We start from the raw sequence: 16,944 nt of genomic DNA, 5'->3' as shown, positions 1-16,944 counted from the left end.
GTCCGGGCTACCAGACCTTCCACCACGGATCGTCCTTGGCGCGGAAGCCGCGCGTCAGGTACTCGCTCTTGGGGTAGTTGGTGGTCAGCACGCGGCGCGCGTCGTCGCGCAGGTCGGTCAGGCCGAGCGCATCGTAGGACTGCACCATGATGTAGAGCGCTTCCTCCAGCGCCGGCACCTCGCGATAGTCGGCCAGCGCGAGCTGCGAGCGGTTGATCGCCGCCAGGTAGGCGCCACGGTTGTAGTAGTAGCGCGCGACGTGCACCTCGTACTGCGCCAGGGAATTGACGATGTAGTTCATGCGCTGGCGCGCATCGGGGGTGTAGCGGGAGTCGGGGAAGCGCGTGACGAGGTCCTTGAACGACTGGAAGGATTCCTTGGCGGCCTTCTGGTCGCGCTCGGAGAGATCCTGGCGGGTCAGCGAAGCGAACATGCCCAGGTCGTCGTTGAAGTTGACCACGCCCTTGAGGTAGAGCGCATAGTCCAGCGCCGGGCTGGCCGGGTGGAGCTTGATGAAGCGGTCGAGGGTGGCGATGGCGCCGGGGCGCTCACCGGCCTTGTACTGGGCGTAGGCCTTGTCGAGCTGGGCCTGCTGGGCCAGCGGCGTGCCGGCGGCGCGGCCCTCGAGCTTCTCGAACAGCGGGATGGCCTTGTCGTAGGCGCCCGAACCGGCCTCGTCCTTGGCTTCGCTGTAGATGCGGTTGGGGCTCCACTTGGCGGTCTCGTCGACCTTGGCCGAGCCACATCCGGCCAACAGAGTCCCGGCCACTGCGAGCGCCAGCCAAGCGGAGGCCGTCGATAATTTGGCACGAACCATCTATGAAGCTTCCTTGAAACAAGAGCCTTTGATTATATCGACCGCCCCTCCGGGCGAAGATACCCGTACCGGCGTCCCGGTCGACGCCGACGAGGGCGCCGACCCCGGCGAGTCGGTCGAGACCCGTCATTTCGTCATCGGTCCCGAGCAGCATGGCGGGCGACTCGACCGTGCGCTCGCCGCGCTGGTGCCCGAGTTCTCCCGCAGCTACCTCCAGCAGCTCATCGAAGCCGGCGGCGTCGTCCTGCGCGGGCGGCCCGCGACCAAGGCGGCGGCCTCGGTGCACGCGGGCGAGACCGGCCATGTCGAGCTGCGCCCGACGCCCCAGAGCCGCGCCTTCAAGTCCGAGGCGATGCCGATCCGCGTGCTGCACGAGGACGACCACCTGCGCGTCATCGACAAGCCCGCGGGCCTGGTGGTGCATCCGGCGCCGGGCCACTGGAGCGGCACGCTGCTCAACGGCCTGCTGGCGCTCGATGCCCGGGCCGCCGATCTGCCGCGCGCCGGCATCGTCCACCGGCTCGACCGCGACACCAGCGGTCTGATGGTGGTCGCCCGCACGCGCGCCGCCATGGACGCGCTGGTGGCGCTGATCGCGGCGCGCGAGGTCAAGCGGCAGTACATCGCGCTGGCGCACCGGCCCTGGGAGGGTGGGGCGGCGCGCCAGGTCGACGCGCCGATCGGGCGCGATCCGCGCAACCGGCTGCGCATGGCGGTGGTCGACCTGGCCCGCCATCCCGGCAAGACCGCCCGCACGCTGATCGAGCGGCTCGACGGCCATGCCGACGGCTGCGCCGTGCGCTGCACGCTGGAGACCGGACGCACGCACCAGATCCGCGTCCACATGGCATCCATCGGCCATCCGCTGGTGGGCGACGCGCTCTACGGAGGCGCCCCGGCCGCGGGGCTGTACCGACAGGGACTGCATGCGTTCCGGCTCGCCTTCGTGCACCCGGTGACACGGGCGCCGATGGTCTTCCTGGCGCCGCCGCCGGCCGATCTGCAGGATGCCTTCTCGGTCTGGGGTCTGGACTACAATCGCGCCTGACGGCCCCCCGGGGCCCACCGGTCCTCACCGGTTCCCAAGATCGGCTCCGGCGCGATCGCCCGCCACGAGCCGGCCGCGCTTCCCGCTTCCCTCTCTTCTCGATCCAACCCGAACGCGCGCCCCTGGCGCCTGGACCACGCGAACCATGAATACGGCGGATGCCAAGCGCATTCTCGAGACCGCCCTGATCTGTTCGACGCAACCCCTGCCGGTGCGCGAACTGCGCACCCTGTTCGACGACGAACTCGGCGCCGACACCATCAAGGCGCTGCTGCTCGAACTCCAGGACGACTGGGCGCAGCGCGGGCTCGAACTCGCGAGCGTCGCCAGCGGCTGGCGCTTCCAGAGCCGCCCCGAGATGCGCGAGCACCTCGACCGCCTGCATCCCGAGAAGCCGCCGCGCTACACCCGTGCCGTGCTGGAGACGCTGGCCATCATCGCCTACCGCCAGCCCGTCACGCGCGGCGACATGGAGGACATCCGCGGCGTGACGATCAACTCGCTCATCCTCAAGCAGCTCGAGGACCGCAACTGGATCGAGGTGATCGGCCATCGCGAGACCGTCGGCCGCCCCGCGCTCTACGCGACGACGCGCCAGTTCCTCGACGACCTGGGCCTGGATTCCCTCGACCAACTCCCCCTGATCGAGACGCCGGCTCCGCCGGCGGCCTCGACGCCGGTGCTCGCCGGCGTTCCCCGACCCGTGTCCGCGTCCGAGGTCGGCGCCGGGCCGGCCGTCGCCGATCCCCGCGTCGCATCCGTCGACGACGCGACATCCATCCTGCCGTCCCCGGCATCCGGAAGAAATCCTCCATGAGTTCCTCGGTCCCCGACGATACCGGCGCACCCGCCGCCGAAGATCCCACCCCCGCGTCGCCGGACGCCGCTGCCGCTGCCGCCGAGCCCAAGAAGCGGCCGCGCCGGCGCAAGCCCGTCGCGGCGCCGACGGAGGCCGAGCCCGCCCTGGCGAGCCCGTCCACCGATGCGCCGGCCGCCGCCGACGCGGACGTCGCCGACACAGCGGCCACCGACGCCACGCCCGTCGTGCCGGCGCCGGTCGCCTCGGCCGCCGCCGGCGATGTCCCGGCCCCCGGTCCGCGATCGGGCCCCGCCACCGACAGGCCCGTCGCCACCGAAGCATCCGACGACGGCCTCGACGAGGAGGACGAGGAGCCCGACGACGAGGAGGACGATCTCGATCGCGAGCGTCGTGCCCTCGACCGCGCGTTGCGCAACGCGCCGCCGCCGCAGCCGATCCGCTTCGCCGATGTGATCTCCGGCCAGTTCGATGCCGACGAGGAGAGCCCCGAGGTGCCGCCGCTCAAGCGCGTGCTGCTGCCCGAGGCCGATTCGCCCAAGCTGCACAAGGTGCTCGCGCAGGCCGGGCTGGGTTCGCGCCTGGAGATGGAAGCGCTCATCGTGCAGGGCCGCATCTCGGTCAATGGCGAGCCGGCGCACGTCGGCCAGCGCATCCAGTTCGGCGACCAGATCAAGGTCAACGGCAAGCCGATCCGCTATCGGATCGAGCCGCCGCCGGCCCGCGTCATCGCCTATCACAAGCCGGTCGGCGAGGTGGTCTCGCACGACGATCCGCAGAATCGTCCGACCGTGTTCCGCAAGCTGCCGCGCCTGCACCAGGGCAAGTGGCAGTCGGTCGGCCGGCTCGACCTCAACACCGAGGGACTGCTGCTGTTCACCAGTTCCGGCGACCTGGCCAACCAGCTGATGCATCCGCGCTTCGGACTGGAGCGCGAATATGCCGTGCGCGTGCTCGGCGCCATCAATGCCGAGGAGAAGAAGAAGCTGCTCGAAGGCGTGCGTCTCGACGATGGCATGGCCCAGTTCGGCACCATCGAGGAGGGCGGCGGCGAAGGCTCCAACCACTGGTATCGCGTGACGATCTCGGAGGGCCGCAACCGCGAGGTGCGCCGCCTGTTCGAATCGGTCGGCCATGCCGTCAGCCGCCTGATCCGCATCCGCTATGGCGCCATGCTGCTGCCGCGCGGTCTCAAGCGCGGCGCCTGGATGGAACTCGACGATCGCGACATCCGGTCGCTGTTCCAGGCCGTGGGCGGCGAGCGTGGCGAGCGCGGGGCGCCCCGGCCCGGCGCCGGACCGCGCGGTCCGAATGCCGATGCCGGTGGCGGCGGCCGCAACGGACGCGGGCCGCGTCGGGGCAACGACAACGGCAACCGCAAGGCCGGCGGCAATGCGGGCGGTCCGCCCCAGGGCCGGCGCGGCGCGGGTGGCGCGGGTGGTTTCCAGGGCTACGGCAAGGGCGGCCCCGGTGCCGGCGGGCCGGGCAATGCCGGCGCCGGTGCGCGTGGTGGCCGGCGCGGCGAGGGTCCGGCGGCGCCGGGCGGTGCCAACCAGCCCGATCCCATGAAGACCTCGCTCGGCTACATCGGCGCCGACAGCTTCTCGCGCCAGCGCAAGGAACAGCGTCAGGGGCCGCCACGTCGCGGCAACGGGCCTGGAGGCGGTGGCTTCGGCGGCCCCGGCGGCGGCAAGCGGCGCGGCCGCTAGACCCCCTGACACGGGCCGGAATGGCCGTGCCGGTTTAAAATCACGGGCTTTGTCGCAACGTCCGCTCCCTGCGGGCGGTGCGACGGAATCCTCGAAAAATCAACTGCCCAGAAAGCATTTCAATGGCCATCGAACGCACCCTCTCCATCATCAAGCCCGACGCCGTCGCCAAGAACGCCATCGGCCAGATCGTCGCCCGTTTCGAAGCCGCCGGCCTCAAGATCGCCGCCGCCAAGCTGGTCCAGCTCTCGCGCGCCGAAGCCGAGCAGTTCTATGGCGTCCACAAGGCCCGTCCCTTCTTCAAGGACCTGGTCGAGTTCATGATCTCCGGCCCGGTGTTCGTGCAGGTCCTCGAAGGCGAGAACGCCATCGCCAAGAACCGCGAACTGATGGGCGCCACCGATCCCAAGAAGGCCGACGCCGGCACCATCCGCGCCGACTTCGCCGACAGCATCGATGCCAACGCCGTGCACGGCTCCGACGCCGCCGAGACGGCCGCCAACGAGATCGCCTTCTTCTTCGCCGGCCTGAGCGTCTACGCACGCTGAGCCCGGCCGCTCCGCCCGACGTCATGACGACCACCAATCTGCTCGAGTTCGATCTGGAGGGGTTGGCCGCGTTCTGCGAACGTCTGGGCGAGAAGCGGTTCCGCGCCACCCAGCTCTTCCGCTGGATCCATCAGCGCGGCGCGAGCGACTTCGCCCAGATGACCGATCTGGCCAAGTCGCTGCGCGAGAAACTGGCGACGACCGCGCGCATCGAGGCGCTGCCGGTCTCCGCTCAGCACGAATCCAAGGACGGCACCATCAAGTGGCTGTTCGACGTCGGCGGCGGCAACGCGGTCGAAGCCGTGTTCATCCCCGAGGACGACCGCGGCACGCTGTGCGTCTCGTCGCAGGCCGGTTGCGCGGTGGGCTGCCGTTTCTGCTCCACCGGCCACCAGGGCTTCAGCCGCAACCTGACCACCGGCGAGATCACCGCCCAGCTCTGGTTCGCCGAGCATTTCCTGCGGCGCCACCTGGGGCGCGACGAACGCGTCATCTCCAACGTCGTGATGATGGGCATGGGCGAGCCGCTGCAGAACTATGCGGCGCTGGTGCCCGCCCTGCGGACCATGCTCGACGACAACGGCTATGGCCTGTCGCGCCGGCGCGTGACGGTCTCGACGTCGGGCGTGGTGCCGATGATCGACCGCCTGGGCGGCGACTGCCCGGTGGCGCTGGCCGTCTCGCTGCACGCGCCCAACGACGCCCTGCGCGACGACCTGGTGCCGCTCAACCGCAAATATCCGATCGCCGAACTGCTCGAGGCCTGCAAGCGCTACCTCGCGCACGCCCCGCGCGACTTCATCACTTTCGAGTACTGCATGCTCGATGGCGTCAACGACACGCCCGAGCATGCGGCGCAACTGGTCGCACTGGTGCGCGCGCAGGGCGTGTCGTGCAAGTTCAACCTGATCCCCTTCAATCCCTTCCCGGCATCCGGCCTGCTGCGCTCGCCGCAGGCGCGGGTCGTGGCCTTCGCGAGGATCCTGAGCGAGGCCGGCCTGGTGACCACCGTGCGCAAGACGCGCGGCGACGACATCGACGCGGCCTGCGGCCAGCTCGCCGGCGACGTCAAGGATCGCACCCGTGCCGCCGAACGCATGGCCGGACGGCGCACCATCGTGCTGCAGCCGGTGCGCGCCGAGACGGCCGGCGCCATCGCCGCGCCGACGGAACGCTGAATCGATGAGCCTCTTCGTCCTCACGAAGCCGTCGTCCGGGCCGAGCCGCCTGGCCTGGCTGATGGCGGGCCTCGCCATCGTGGTGGTGTTGGCGGGCTGCACCTCCACCCGGTCGTCCCGGGTGCTGCCCAACAGCGCCAGCAGCGGCGCCGACATCGTCACGTCCTCCGACGAGCCCAACGAGCGCCGCCGCGCGCGCCTGCGGCTGGAGCTGGCGGTGGGCTACTTCCAGGCCGGACAGACCACCGTGGCGCTCGACGAGGTCAAGCAGTCGATCGCCATCGACCCGAACTTCGCCGATGCCTACAACCTGCGCGGCCTGATCTACATGCGGCTCGACGATGCCGGCCTGGCCGAGGACAGCTTCCGCCGCGCCATCGCCCTGAATCCGCGCGAGCCCAACACGCTGCACAACTACGGCTGGCTGCTGTGCCAGCAGGAACGCTATGGCGATGCGGGCCGGCAGTTCGCGCTGGCGCTGGCGGTGCCGGGTTATCCGGACCGCGCCAAGACCCTCATGACCCAGGGCCTGTGCCAGGTCAAGGCCGGCGACCGTACGAGTGCCGAACGCAGCCTGCTGCAGGCCTACGATCTCGACCCCGCCAACCCGGTGGTCGGCTTCAACCTGGCCCTGCTGATGCGGGAGCGGGGCGAGCTCCAGCGCGCCCAGTTCTACGTCCGGCGCGTCAACAATGGCCCATCGGCCAATGCCGAGACGCTGTGGCTGGGCATCAAGGTCGAGCGCGCGCTCCAGAACCGCGAAGCCCTGGCGCAGCTCGGAATGCAATTGCGCCGGCGTTTTCCCGAGTCGCGGGAAGCCCTGGCCCTAGAACGCGGGAGTTTCGATGATTGAACGGGCGAGCGAAACCGGCCAGGCACCGGCCGCGCCGACCATGCCGGTCGGCGGTGGCGATCGGAGCGCCGGCACCCTGCTGCGCGAGGCTCGCGAAGCACACAACCTGCACATCGATGTCGTGGCGGCCGCCCTCAAGGTACCGACGCAGAAGCTGCAGGCCCTGGAGAACGACGACATCGGCGCGCTGCCCGACCCGGTGTTCGCGCGCGCGCTGGCCGCGAGCGTCTGCCGGGCGCTGCGGGTCGATCCCACGCCGGTGCTCGCCAAGCTGCCGGGCGCGCTCAAGCCCGGCCTGGCCGATGCCGACCAGACCATCAGCACCAGCTTCCGCTCCGGCGCGCCGCGTTCGCGCGGGGTCGGCCCGGGAGGACTGCCATCGCGGGCGCTGCTGGTCGTGGTGGGCCTGCTGCTCGCCGGCGCGCTGCTGCTGTGGCTGCTGCCGCCGGGTGCCTTCGGGCGCCTGAGTGCCGCGCTGCCCGGTGGCACCCCCACGGCCGGCGCCGGTGGCGCGCAGGGCGCGGAAGCCGACTCCTCGACCACGAGCCCGTCGACCCAGCCGGGCATGGTCACCGAACCGGTGGCGAGCAGCGCGGTGCCGCTGTCGACACCGACATCGCCCGCGCCGGCGGCCTCCACGTCGGCCGCCGTGCCGACGCCGGCCGCCAGCGCGCCAGTCTCCTCCGCGGTCTCCAGCGACGTGCTGGTCATCGTGGCCCGGGCGCCGTCCTGGATCACCGTGACCGAAGCCGGTGGCCGCCAGCTGCTGCGCCGCAGCCTGCAGGCCGGCGAGACCGTGGGACTGTCGGGCCGCCTGCCGATGTCGGTCGTCATCGGCCGTGCCGCCAGTGTCGATGTCTCGGTGCGCGGCCAGCCCTTCGACCTCGGCCCGTCCACCGGTTCCGGTGGCGTCGCCCGTTTCGAGATCAAGCCATGACCGACTCCCTCCGTCCCCGCAACGCGAATCCCGTGAACTTCGACGAGTTCCCGATCGAGCCCGCGGCCCCGCAGGCGCGCCGCTCGCGGCAGGCCAGGGTGGTCTGGGGGCCGCGCGTCGTGACGGTCGGCGGCGACGCGCCGGTCCGGGTGCAGTCGATGACCAACACCGACACGGTCGATGCCATCGGCACCGCGATCCAGGTCAAGGAACTGGCCCTGGCCGGCTCGGAGATGGTGCGCATCACCGTCAACACGCCCGAGGCGGCGCAGCAGGTCCCCTACATCCGCGAGCAGCTCGACCGCATGGGCGTCGACGTGCCGCTGATCGGCGACTTCCACTACAACGGCCACCGCCTGCTGACCGACTATCCGGACTGTGCCCAGGCCCTGAGCAAGTACCGCATCAACCCCGGCAACGTCGGCAAGGGCGACAAGAAGGACAAGCAGTTCGGCCAGATGATCGAAGCCGCGATGCGCTGGAACAAGGTCGTGCGCATCGGCGTCAACTGGGGCAGCCTCGACCAGGAGCTGCTGGCCCACCTGATGGATGTCAACAGCCGTCGCGCGACGCCCTGGGACGCGAAGTCGGTGATGTACCAGGCGCTGGTCAATTCGGCCATCGATTCCGCCCGCCTGGCCGAATCGATGGGCATGGATGGCGATCAGATCATCCTGAGCTGCAAGGTGAGCGGCGTCCAGGACCTGATCTCGGTCTATCGCGAACTCGCCCGGCGCTGTGACTATGCGCTGCACCTGGGACTGACCGAGGCCGGCATGGCGACCAAGGGCACCGTGGCCTCGGCCACCGCGCTGTCGATCCTGCTGCAGGAAGGCATCGGCGACACCATCCGCGTCTCGCTCACGCCGCAGCCCGGCGAAGCCCGCACGCAGGAGGTGCTGATCGCCAACGAGATCCTGCAGGCGCTCGGCCTGCGCGTCTTCGTGCCCAGCGTCACGGCCTGTCCGGGCTGTGGGCGGACCACCAGCACCACCTTCCAGGAGCTGGCCAAGCAGATCGACGACTATCTGCGCCAGCAGATGCCGGTGTGGCGCAAGCGCTATCCGGGGGTCGAGAACCTGAAGGTGGCGGTGATGGGATGCATCGTCAACGGCCCGGGCGAGAGCAAGCACGCCGACATCGGCATCAGCCTGCCCGGGACCGGCGAGGCACCGGCGGCTCCCGTCTTCATCGATGGCGAGAAGGCCCTGACGCTGCGCGGCGACGACATCGCCCGCGAGTTCCATCAACTCGTCGAGACCTACATCGAGAAGCGCTTCGGCGCCTGACCCGCCGCGCGGCGCCCCTTCACCGGCCCGCTCGCCGCTTTCCAGCCAGTTCCCTTTCCTTTCCGAATGACCGACAAGCTCTCCGCCGTCAAAGGCATGAACGACATCCTGCCGCCCGACTCGGCGCGTTGGGAATGGCTCGAGGCGATCGTGCGCGATCTCATGGGTCGCTATGCCTATCGCAACATCCGCACGCCGATCGTCGAGCAGACGGCGCTGTTCGTGCGCGGCATCGGCGAGGTCACCGACATCGTCGAGAAGGAGATGTACTCCTTCGAGGACCGCCTCAATGGCGAACGGCTCACCCTGCGCCCGGAGAACACCGCCGGCGTGGTCCGCGCCGTGACCGAGCACTCGATGCTCTACGACGGCGGCAAGCGGCTCTGGTACACCGGTCCGATGTTCCGCCACGAGCGGCCGCAACGTGGGCGCTATCGCCAGTTCCACCAGATCGGCGCCGAGGCGCTGGGCTTCGCCGGCCCGGATGTCGATGCCGAGCTGATCCTGCTCGCCGCCGCGCTCTGGAAGGCCATCGGCCTGACCGACGTGCGGCTCGAACTCAACAGCCTGGGCCAGCCGGCCGAGCGCGCCGCGCACCGGGCCGAGCTCATCGCCTACCTGGAAAAGCATGCCGACCGGCTCGACGACGACGCCCGCCGCCGCCTGCACAGCAACCCGCTGCGCATCCTCGACACCAAGAACCCGGCCATGCAGGAAGTCGTCGAAGCGGCGCCGAGGCTGATCGACTTCCTGGGTGCCGGGTCGCTCGCGCACTTCGACGGCCTGCGCGCCATCCTGGATGCCAACGGCATCGCCTACACGATCAATCCCCGGCTGGTGCGCGGTCTCGACTACTACAACCTGACGGTGTTCGAGTTCGTCACCGACCGCCTGGGCGCCCAGGGCACGGTCTGCGCTGGCGGCCGCTACGACGACCTGATCGCGCAGATCGGCGGCAAGCGCGCGCCGGCGGTCGGCTGGGCGATGGGCGTCGAGCGTGTGCTCGAGCTCGTGAAGGAGCAGGGCGGGGCGGTGCCGCCGGTGGTGCCGGACGTCTATGCCGTGGTGCCCGATGCCGCCTCCATGCCGGTCGTGCTGCGCGTGCTGCAGCAGCTGCGCGATGCCGGCGTGCGCGTGCAGATGCATGCCGCCACGGCCGATGGCCTGGGCAGCTTCAAGTCGCAGTTCAAGAAGGCCGATGCCAGCGGTGCCCTGCATGCGCTGGTCTTCGGCGCCGACGAGCTCGCGCGTGGCGAAGTCATCGTCAAGGCACTGCGCGACGGCGGTGGTGCCCAGATCGCCCGGCCGCTGGCCGATGTCCCCGCCTGGGCCGCCACCCTACAATCCCCGGCTCTCAACTCCTGACAGCGCATGGCCACCCATCTCGACCTCGAAGAACAGGAACAGCTCGACCAGCTCAAGCATTTCTGGAATACCTACGGCACGCTGATCACCTGGCTCGTGCTGCTTCTGGCTGGTGCCTTCATCGCCTGGAACGGCTGGCAGTACTACCAGCGCAGCAAGGCGGCCCAGGCGTCCGCGCTCTACGACGAAGTCGAGCGTGGCACCCAGGCCGGCGATGCCGAACGCGTCGAGCGCGTGCTCGCCGACATGAAGGAGAAGTTCGCCCGCACCTCCTATGCGCAGCAGGCCGGCCTGCTGGCGGCCAAGACCCTGCGCGAGAAGGGCAAGCCCGAGGCATCGCGCACCGCGCTCGAATGGGTGGCCCAGAACGCCATCGATCCGGGCTACCAGGCCATCGCCCGGCTCCGCCTGGCCGCCGAACTGATGGAAGCCAAGGCCTACGACGATGCCCTCAAGCAGCTCGCCGTGCCGGTGCCCAAGGAATTCGAGGCGCTGGTGGCCGACCGCAAGGGCGACATCTACATGGCGCAGGGCAAGCGCGACGAAGCGCGGGCGCAGTATCAGAGCGCCTGGTCCGGTTTCGACAAGCGCGTCGAATACCGTCGCTTGGTCGAGATCAAGCTCAACGCGGTCGGCGTCGACACGAAGACCCTGGCGTCCGCGGCGGCGACTCCGGGCAAGAGTGGCGCCTCCACCCAGTGAATCGAATCATGCTGAAGATCCCCCGTTTCGCATCGTCCGCGGCGCCGGCGCTCCGCCTGGCCGCCTCGGCGGTCGTGCTGGCCATGCTGGCCGCCTGTTCCGGCACGAGCAAGCCCAAGCCGGCCGAACTGCCGGCCAACCCGGCGCTGTTCGGCGTGCGCCAGGCCTGGAGCCTGCGCATCCCCGCCGTCACCTTCCCGCTGCAGACCGACGTCAGCGGCGACACCGTGACGGTTGCCGGCGCCAATGGCGTGGTGGTGGCGATCGACGCGCGCTCCGGCCAGGAGAGCTGGCGCGCGAATGCCGGCGCTCCCCTGAGTGCCGGCGTCGGCAGCGACGGCACGATGGCCGCCGTCATCACCAACGCCAACGAGCTGGTCGCCCTGCGCGATGGCAAGGTGCTCTGGAAGCAGAAGCTCACCGCGCGCGGCTATACCGCTCCCCTGGTGGCGGGCCGGCGCGTCTTCGTGCAGACCGCCGATCGCACCATCAGCGCCTGGGACGGCGAGAGCGGCCGCCGCCTGTGGGGCCAACAGCGCACGGCCGAGAACCTGGTGCTGCGCAAGCCCGGCGTCTTCCTGGCCGTGGGCGACACGCTGGTGGCCGGCATCGGCGGACGGCTGGTCGGCCTGAGTCCGGCCAATGGCGTATCGCGCTGGGAGTCCCCGATCGCGGCGCCGCGCGGCACGAACGACGTCGAACGCCTGGTCGACCTGACCGGCTCGGTGAGCCGCACGGGCGACACCGTCTGCGCGCGGGCCTATTACGCCAATGTCGGCTGCGTCGACACGGCGCGCGGCGTGCTGCTCTGGAGCAAGCCCGCCACGGGCGCCGAGGGCCTCAGCGGCGACGAGAATTTCGTCTATGGCACCGAGTCCAATGGCGATGTCGTGGCCTGGCGCCGTTCCGACGGTGAACGCGCCTGGACCTCCGAACGCCTCAAGTACCGCGAACTGACGGCGCCGCTCGCGGTCGGTCGCTCGCTGGTCATCGGCGACGACAAGGGGCTCGTGCACCTCGTCTCGCGCGAGGATGGCTCCACGCTCAACCGGCTGACGCCGGACGGCTCGCCGATCGTGGCGACGCCGGTGCTCGCCGGCAACACGGTCGTGGTCGTCACCCGCAATGGTGGCGTCTTCGGCTATCGCCCAGAATGAACATCTCGTGAAAGTCCGGCCATGAAGCCCGTCATCGCCCTGGTCGGGCGCCCCAATGTCGGCAAGTCGACGCTGTTCAACCGCCTCACGCAGAGCCGCGACGCCATCGTCGCGGATTTCGCGGGACTCACCCGCGACCGCCACTATGGCAATGGCCGCCAGGGCCGGCGCGAGTTCATCGTCATCGACACCGGCGGTTTCGAGCCCGACGCGGGCAGCGGCATCTTCAAGGAGATGGCCAAGCAGACGCGCCAGGCCGTCGCCGAAGCCGACGTCGTGGTGTTCGTGGTCGATGCCCGCGAAGGCATCTCGGCACAGGACCACGACATCGCCAACGAACTGCGGCGCCTGGGCAAGCCCTGCATCCTGGTGGCCAACAAGGCCGAGGGCATGCAGGACGGCACCCGTCTGGTCGATTTCTACGAGCTCGGCCTGGGCGATGTGCATGGCGTCTCGGCCGCGCATGGCCAGGGCATCCGCGATCTGGTCGATCTGGCGCTCGAACCGCTCAACCTGCCGGAGCCGGAGGACGACGAGGACGACGGCGAACTGCGGCCCATCAAGCTGGCCGTGGCCGGACGGCCCAACGTCGGCAAGTCGACCCTGATCAACACCTGGCTCGGAGAGGAACGCCTGGTCGCGTTCGACATGCCCGGCACCACGCGCGACGCCATCACGGTGCCCTTCGAACGCAACGGTCAGCGCTTCGAGCTCATCGACACCGCCGGCCTGCGTCGCAAGGGCAAGGTCTTCGAGGCGATCGAGAAGTTCTCGGTGGTCAAGACCCTGCAGGCGATCGAGTCGGCCAACGTCGTGCTGCTGCTGCTGGACGCGACGCAGGGCGTGACCGACCAGGACGCGCACATCGCCGGCTACATCCTGGAGTCCGGTCGCGCCGTGGTCATCGCCATCAACAAGTGGGATGCGGTCGACAGCTACCAGCGCGAGCAGCTGCACCGCCAGATCGAGACGCGGCTGCCGTTCCTGAAGTTCGCGGCGCTGCATTTCATCTCGGCCATCAAGCGCCAGGGCCTCGGTCCGGTCTGGCAGGCGATCGCGCAGGCGCACAAGTCGGCCACGCGCAAGATGTCGACGCCGGTGCTGACCCGACTGCTGCTGGAAGCGGTGCAATTCCAGTCGCCGCAGCGCTCGGGCATGTTCCGGCCCAAGCTGCGCTATGCGCACCAGGGGGGAATGAACCCGCCGGTGATCGTCATCCATGGCAATTCGCTCGAGCACGTCACGGATGCCTACAAGCGTTTCCTGGAAGGCCGGTTCCGAAAGGAATTCGACCTGGTGGGCACGCCGATGCGAATCGAATTCAAGACATCGCACAATCCTTATGCTGACAAGGAAAAGGATTAACGGCCGTCACGTCCAATAGCGACCCGCCGCTATTCAATTGGTCGCGGCCTATTCCGAATTCGAGACCCCGGGCATCGTGGTCTCGGAGCGCGACCCGGGGCCCCGTCCGGTGAGTGCCTTTATTTTGAAAAGGCTTTGAGCCTCCAATGCTGCAGCGCGGAATCGCTGTGTTAAGGTTCCTCTTCCAACAACTCTTCCTGGAACACGGAGAATATCGTGAGCAACAAAGGGCAACTTTTGCAAGACCCGTTCCTGAACACATTGCGTCGGGAGCACGTGCCGGTCTCCATTTATCTGGTGAACGGCATCAAGCTGCAGGGTCAGATCGAGTCCTTCGATCAATATGTCGTGCTATTGCGCAACACCGTGACGCAGATGGTCTACAAGCACGCCATTTCCACCATCGTTCCCGGCCGCGCGGTGAATTTCTCGGCTGCCGAGAGCGAAGACACCGCCGCCTGAGCGTCCCCCGGCGCAGCGGATCACGATCCGCCGCGCTGACTCATTTCCCCGCAATGCCTGAACCCGCTTGTCTGAAGTCATAACTCGCCAAGATGGCGCCGTCATCCTCGTCGGCGTCGATTTCGGACTGCCTCATTTCGACAACGAACTTGAAGAGCTCGGCCTGCTGGCCCAGACAGCGGGACTGATCCCGGTCGATCGCATCGTCTGTCGGCGCAAGGCACCCGACGCGGCGCTCTTCGTGGGCAGCGGCAAGGCCGACGAGATCCGCGAGCTCGCCGAGATGCATCGCGCCAGCGAGGTCATCTTCGACCAGTCGCTCAGTCCGGCGCAGCAGCGCAATCTCGAGCGCACCCTCAACGTCGCCGTCTACGATCGCACCTTCCTCATCCTCGAGATCTTCGCGCAGCGCGCGCGCTCGCACGAGGGCAAGCTGCAGGTCGAGCTGGCGCGGCTGCAGTATCTGAGCACGCGCCTGGTGCGGCGCTGGTCGCACCTCGAACGCCAGACCGGCGGCGCGGGCGTGCGCGGCGGTCCGGGCGAGAAGCAGATCGAGCTCGACCGCCGGATGATCTCCGAGTCGATCAAGCGCACCCGCGAACGCCTGGCCAAGGTGCAGAAGCAGCGCGGCACGCAACGACGTCAGCGGGAGCGGCGCGAGACCTTCAACATCTCGCTGGTCGGCTACACCAATGCCGGCAAGTCGTCGATCTTCAACGCGATGGTGAAGGCGAGGGCGTATGCCGCCGACCAGCTCTTCGCGACGCTCGACACCACCACGCGTCATCTCTACCTGGGCGATGCGCGTCGCCAGGTCTCGATCTCGGACACGGTGGGTTTCATCCGCGACCTGCCTCACGGTCTGGTCGATGCCTTCAAGGCGACACTGCAGGAGGCGGTCGACGCCGACCTGCTGCTGCACGTGGTGGATGCATCGAATCCGCATCATCCCGAGCAACTGGCCGAGGTGCAGCGCGTCCTGGGCGAGATCGGTGCCGACGCCGTGCCCCAGCTGCTGGTGTTCAACAAGCTCGATGCCCTCGACGCCGGCCAGCGGCCCCTGGCCATGGTCGACGAGATGGAGATCGATGGCGTGCGCACGCCGCGCCTGTTCGTCAGCGCGCGTTCCGGCGAGGGCATGCCGGCCCTGCGTGCCGAGCTCGCCCGCCTGTCCGGCTCGGTCGCCGAGGAGATGTCCTTAGACCCGGGCGCCCCATTGCATGACGCGCCCGGTTGATTGGGCACAATCTCCTCACCGACGAGAGAAGCGAATCGAATGAATGCAAAGCCAGTATGGAGCCGTCTGCAAGGCATGTTCAACCTGAACGATGGACGCTGGGGGAGAAGCGACGAGCCTTCGTCCGGCAATGAACGCCCGAATGCCGGCTCGTCCGACAACGATCTGCCGCCTTCGAGCCAGAACAACCAGCACAACAACCGTCCCCGCGGACAGGGCCCGAACCAGGGTCCGCCCGATCTCGACGAACTCTGGCGCGACTTCAACCGCAAGCTCGGTGGACTGTTCGGCGGTGGCCGCAATGGCGGCAACAACAACGATCCTCGTCCCGGTGGCGGGGGTGGTGGCGGTTTCCGGCCCGACATGAAGAACGCCGGCTACGGCATCGGTGTCGTGGCGCTGGTCGCCGTGCTGATCTGGCTGGGCACCGGCTTCTTCATCGTCAACGAAGGCCAGCAGGCCGTCATCACCCAGTTCGGGCGCTACAAGACGACCGTGGGCGCCGGCTTCAACTGGCGGCTTCCCTATCCGATCCAGCGCCATGAACTGGTGGTGGTGACGCAGATCCGCTCGACCGACGTCGGCCGCGACAGCATCGTGCGCTCGACCGGCCTGCGCGAGTCGGCCATGCTCACCGAGGACGAGAACATCGTCGAGATCAAGTTCGCCGTGCAATACCGCCTGAGCGATGCACGCGCCTACCTCTACGAGAGCAAGGCACCGGCCGATACCGTGGTGCAGGTCGCGGAGACCGCGGTGCGCGAGGTGGTGGGCAAGATGCGCATGGATGCGGCCCTGGCCGAGGAGCGCGACCAGATCGCGCCCCGCGTGCGCGCGCTCATGCAGACCATCCTCGACCGCTACAAGGTCGGCGTGGAGGTCGTGAACATCAACCTGCAGCAGGGCGGCGTGCGTCCTCCCGAGCAGGTGCAGGCGGCGTTCGACGACGTCCTGAAGGCCGGCCAGGAACGCGAGCGCGCCAAGAACGAGGCCCAGGCCTATGCCAATGACGTGGTGCCGCGCGCCACGGGTACCGCATCGCGCCTCAAGGAGGAGTCCGAGGCCTACAAGGCGCGCGTCGTGGCCCAGGCCCAGGGCGATGCCGGCCGCTTTGCCTCCGTGCTGGTCGAATACCAGAAGGCACCGCAGGTCACGCGCGACCGCATGTACACCGATGCCATGCAGCAGATCTACGCCAACACCACCAAGGTGCTGGTGGACTCCAAGCAGGGCTCCAACCTGCTGTATCTGCCGCTCGACAAGCTGATGCAGACGACCGGCGCCCAGAATGCCGGCGCCTCCACCGAGGCGGCGCTGCCCGGCGTGGCCGGAGCCGCGACCTCGCCCGCCACGACGTCTCCCTCGTCGGTCATCCCGACCTCGCCGACCAACAATGACACGCGCCTGCGCGGCGACGGCCGCACGCGCGACCGCGACGGCCGCTAGATCGCCCTGGGACG

General features: G+C 69.0%; 16 protein-coding genes. 15 read left to right on the top strand and 1 reads right to left on the bottom strand.

Going from position 1 to position 16,944, the window contains the following annotated elements:
- Positions 1 to 7 precede the first annotated feature (7 nt).
- Positions 8 to 817 carry an outer membrane protein assembly factor BamD gene (locus AC1MLT_RS08365; RefSeq protein WP_481031810.1) on the bottom strand — a complete coding sequence of 270 codons (810 nt, stop codon included), beginning with the start codon at positions 815 to 817 and terminating at the stop codon, positions 8 to 10.
- Between the two features lie 28 nt (positions 818 to 845).
- Here AC1MLT_RS08365 and AC1MLT_RS08360 point away from each other — a divergent pair, with 28 nt between their 5' ends.
- From AC1MLT_RS08360 to hflK, 15 genes are all read left to right on the top strand, one after another.
- Positions 846 to 1,865, top strand: a complete 1,020-nt coding sequence (locus AC1MLT_RS08360) for an RluA family pseudouridine synthase (protein ID WP_481034942.1) — start codon at positions 846 to 848, stop codon at positions 1,863 to 1,865.
- 145 nt (positions 1,866 to 2,010) lie between these two features.
- Entirely contained in the window at positions 2,011 to 2,682 is a 672-nt protein-coding gene (scpB, locus tag AC1MLT_RS08355) for an SMC-Scp complex subunit ScpB (protein ID WP_481031808.1), read from the top strand.
- On the top strand, positions 2,679 to 4,391 hold the full coding sequence (locus AC1MLT_RS08350) for a pseudouridine synthase (protein ID WP_481031806.1): 1,713 nt from the start codon (positions 2,679 to 2,681) through the stop codon (positions 4,389 to 4,391). Before scpB ends, AC1MLT_RS08350 begins: the two co-directional genes overlap by 4 nt.
- A gap of 122 nt (positions 4,392 to 4,513) precedes the next feature.
- On the top strand, positions 4,514 to 4,939 hold the full coding sequence (gene ndk, locus AC1MLT_RS08345; RefSeq protein WP_481031804.1) for a nucleoside-diphosphate kinase: 426 nt from the start codon (positions 4,514 to 4,516) through the stop codon (positions 4,937 to 4,939).
- A gap of 23 nt (positions 4,940 to 4,962) precedes the next feature.
- Positions 4,963 to 6,117 carry a dual-specificity RNA methyltransferase RlmN gene (rlmN, locus tag AC1MLT_RS08340; RefSeq protein WP_481031802.1) on the top strand — a complete coding sequence of 385 codons (1,155 nt, stop codon included), beginning with the start codon at positions 4,963 to 4,965 and terminating at the stop codon, positions 6,115 to 6,117.
- Between the two features lie 4 nt (positions 6,118 to 6,121).
- Positions 6,122 to 6,970, top strand: a complete 849-nt coding sequence (gene pilW, locus AC1MLT_RS08335) for a type IV pilus biogenesis/stability protein PilW (RefSeq protein WP_481031800.1) — start codon at positions 6,122 to 6,124, stop codon at positions 6,968 to 6,970.
- The gene (locus AC1MLT_RS08330) at positions 6,963 to 7,907 is read left to right on the top strand and encodes a helix-turn-helix domain-containing protein (protein ID WP_481031798.1); all 945 of its coding nucleotides are present in this window, start codon (positions 6,963 to 6,965) and stop codon (positions 7,905 to 7,907) included. The genes pilW and AC1MLT_RS08330 overlap by 8 nt, the downstream gene beginning before the upstream one ends.
- Positions 7,904 to 9,196 (top strand): flavodoxin-dependent (E)-4-hydroxy-3-methylbut-2-enyl-diphosphate synthase, encoded by a 1,293-nt coding sequence (gene ispG / locus AC1MLT_RS08325; RefSeq protein ID WP_481031796.1) that lies wholly within the window; start codon positions 7,904 to 7,906, stop codon positions 9,194 to 9,196. Before AC1MLT_RS08330 ends, ispG begins: the two co-directional genes overlap by 4 nt.
- A gap of 66 nt (positions 9,197 to 9,262) precedes the next feature.
- Positions 9,263 to 10,561: a histidine--tRNA ligase gene (gene hisS / locus AC1MLT_RS08320; RefSeq protein ID WP_481031794.1), complete on the top strand. Its 1,299-nt coding sequence runs from the start codon at positions 9,263 to 9,265 to the stop codon at positions 10,559 to 10,561.
- Between the two features lie 6 nt (positions 10,562 to 10,567).
- Positions 10,568 to 11,263: a YfgM family protein gene (locus AC1MLT_RS08315; RefSeq protein WP_481031792.1), complete on the top strand. Its 696-nt coding sequence runs from the start codon at positions 10,568 to 10,570 to the stop codon at positions 11,261 to 11,263.
- Positions 11,264 to 11,271: 8 nt separating this feature from the next.
- On the top strand, positions 11,272 to 12,420 hold the full coding sequence (gene bamB / locus AC1MLT_RS08310) for an outer membrane protein assembly factor BamB (protein WP_481031790.1): 1,149 nt from the start codon (positions 11,272 to 11,274) through the stop codon (positions 12,418 to 12,420).
- Positions 12,421 to 12,441: 21 nt separating this feature from the next.
- Positions 12,442 to 13,785, top strand: a complete 1,344-nt coding sequence (gene der, locus AC1MLT_RS08305; RefSeq protein ID WP_481031788.1) for a ribosome biogenesis GTPase Der — start codon at positions 12,442 to 12,444, stop codon at positions 13,783 to 13,785.
- A 216-nt stretch (positions 13,786 to 14,001) separates the two neighbouring features.
- A complete protein-coding gene (hfq, locus tag AC1MLT_RS08300; RefSeq protein WP_481031786.1) occupies positions 14,002 to 14,247 on the top strand; it encodes an RNA chaperone Hfq in 246 nt (81 codons plus the stop codon).
- Between the two features lie 67 nt (positions 14,248 to 14,314).
- Positions 14,315 to 15,484: a GTPase HflX gene (gene hflX, locus AC1MLT_RS08295; RefSeq protein WP_481031784.1), complete on the top strand. Its 1,170-nt coding sequence runs from the start codon at positions 14,315 to 14,317 to the stop codon at positions 15,482 to 15,484.
- A 75-nt stretch (positions 15,485 to 15,559) separates the two neighbouring features.
- Positions 15,560 to 16,930: an FtsH protease activity modulator HflK gene (hflK, locus tag AC1MLT_RS08290; protein WP_481031782.1), complete on the top strand. Its 1,371-nt coding sequence runs from the start codon at positions 15,560 to 15,562 to the stop codon at positions 16,928 to 16,930.
- The last annotated feature ends 14 nt before the right edge of the window (positions 16,931 to 16,944 follow it).

This window comes from Variovorax sp. PEI5 (assembly GCF_056679935.1).
Note: the sequence above shows the minus strand (reverse complement) of the source record. Positions and strands in the feature narration are given on the sequence as shown.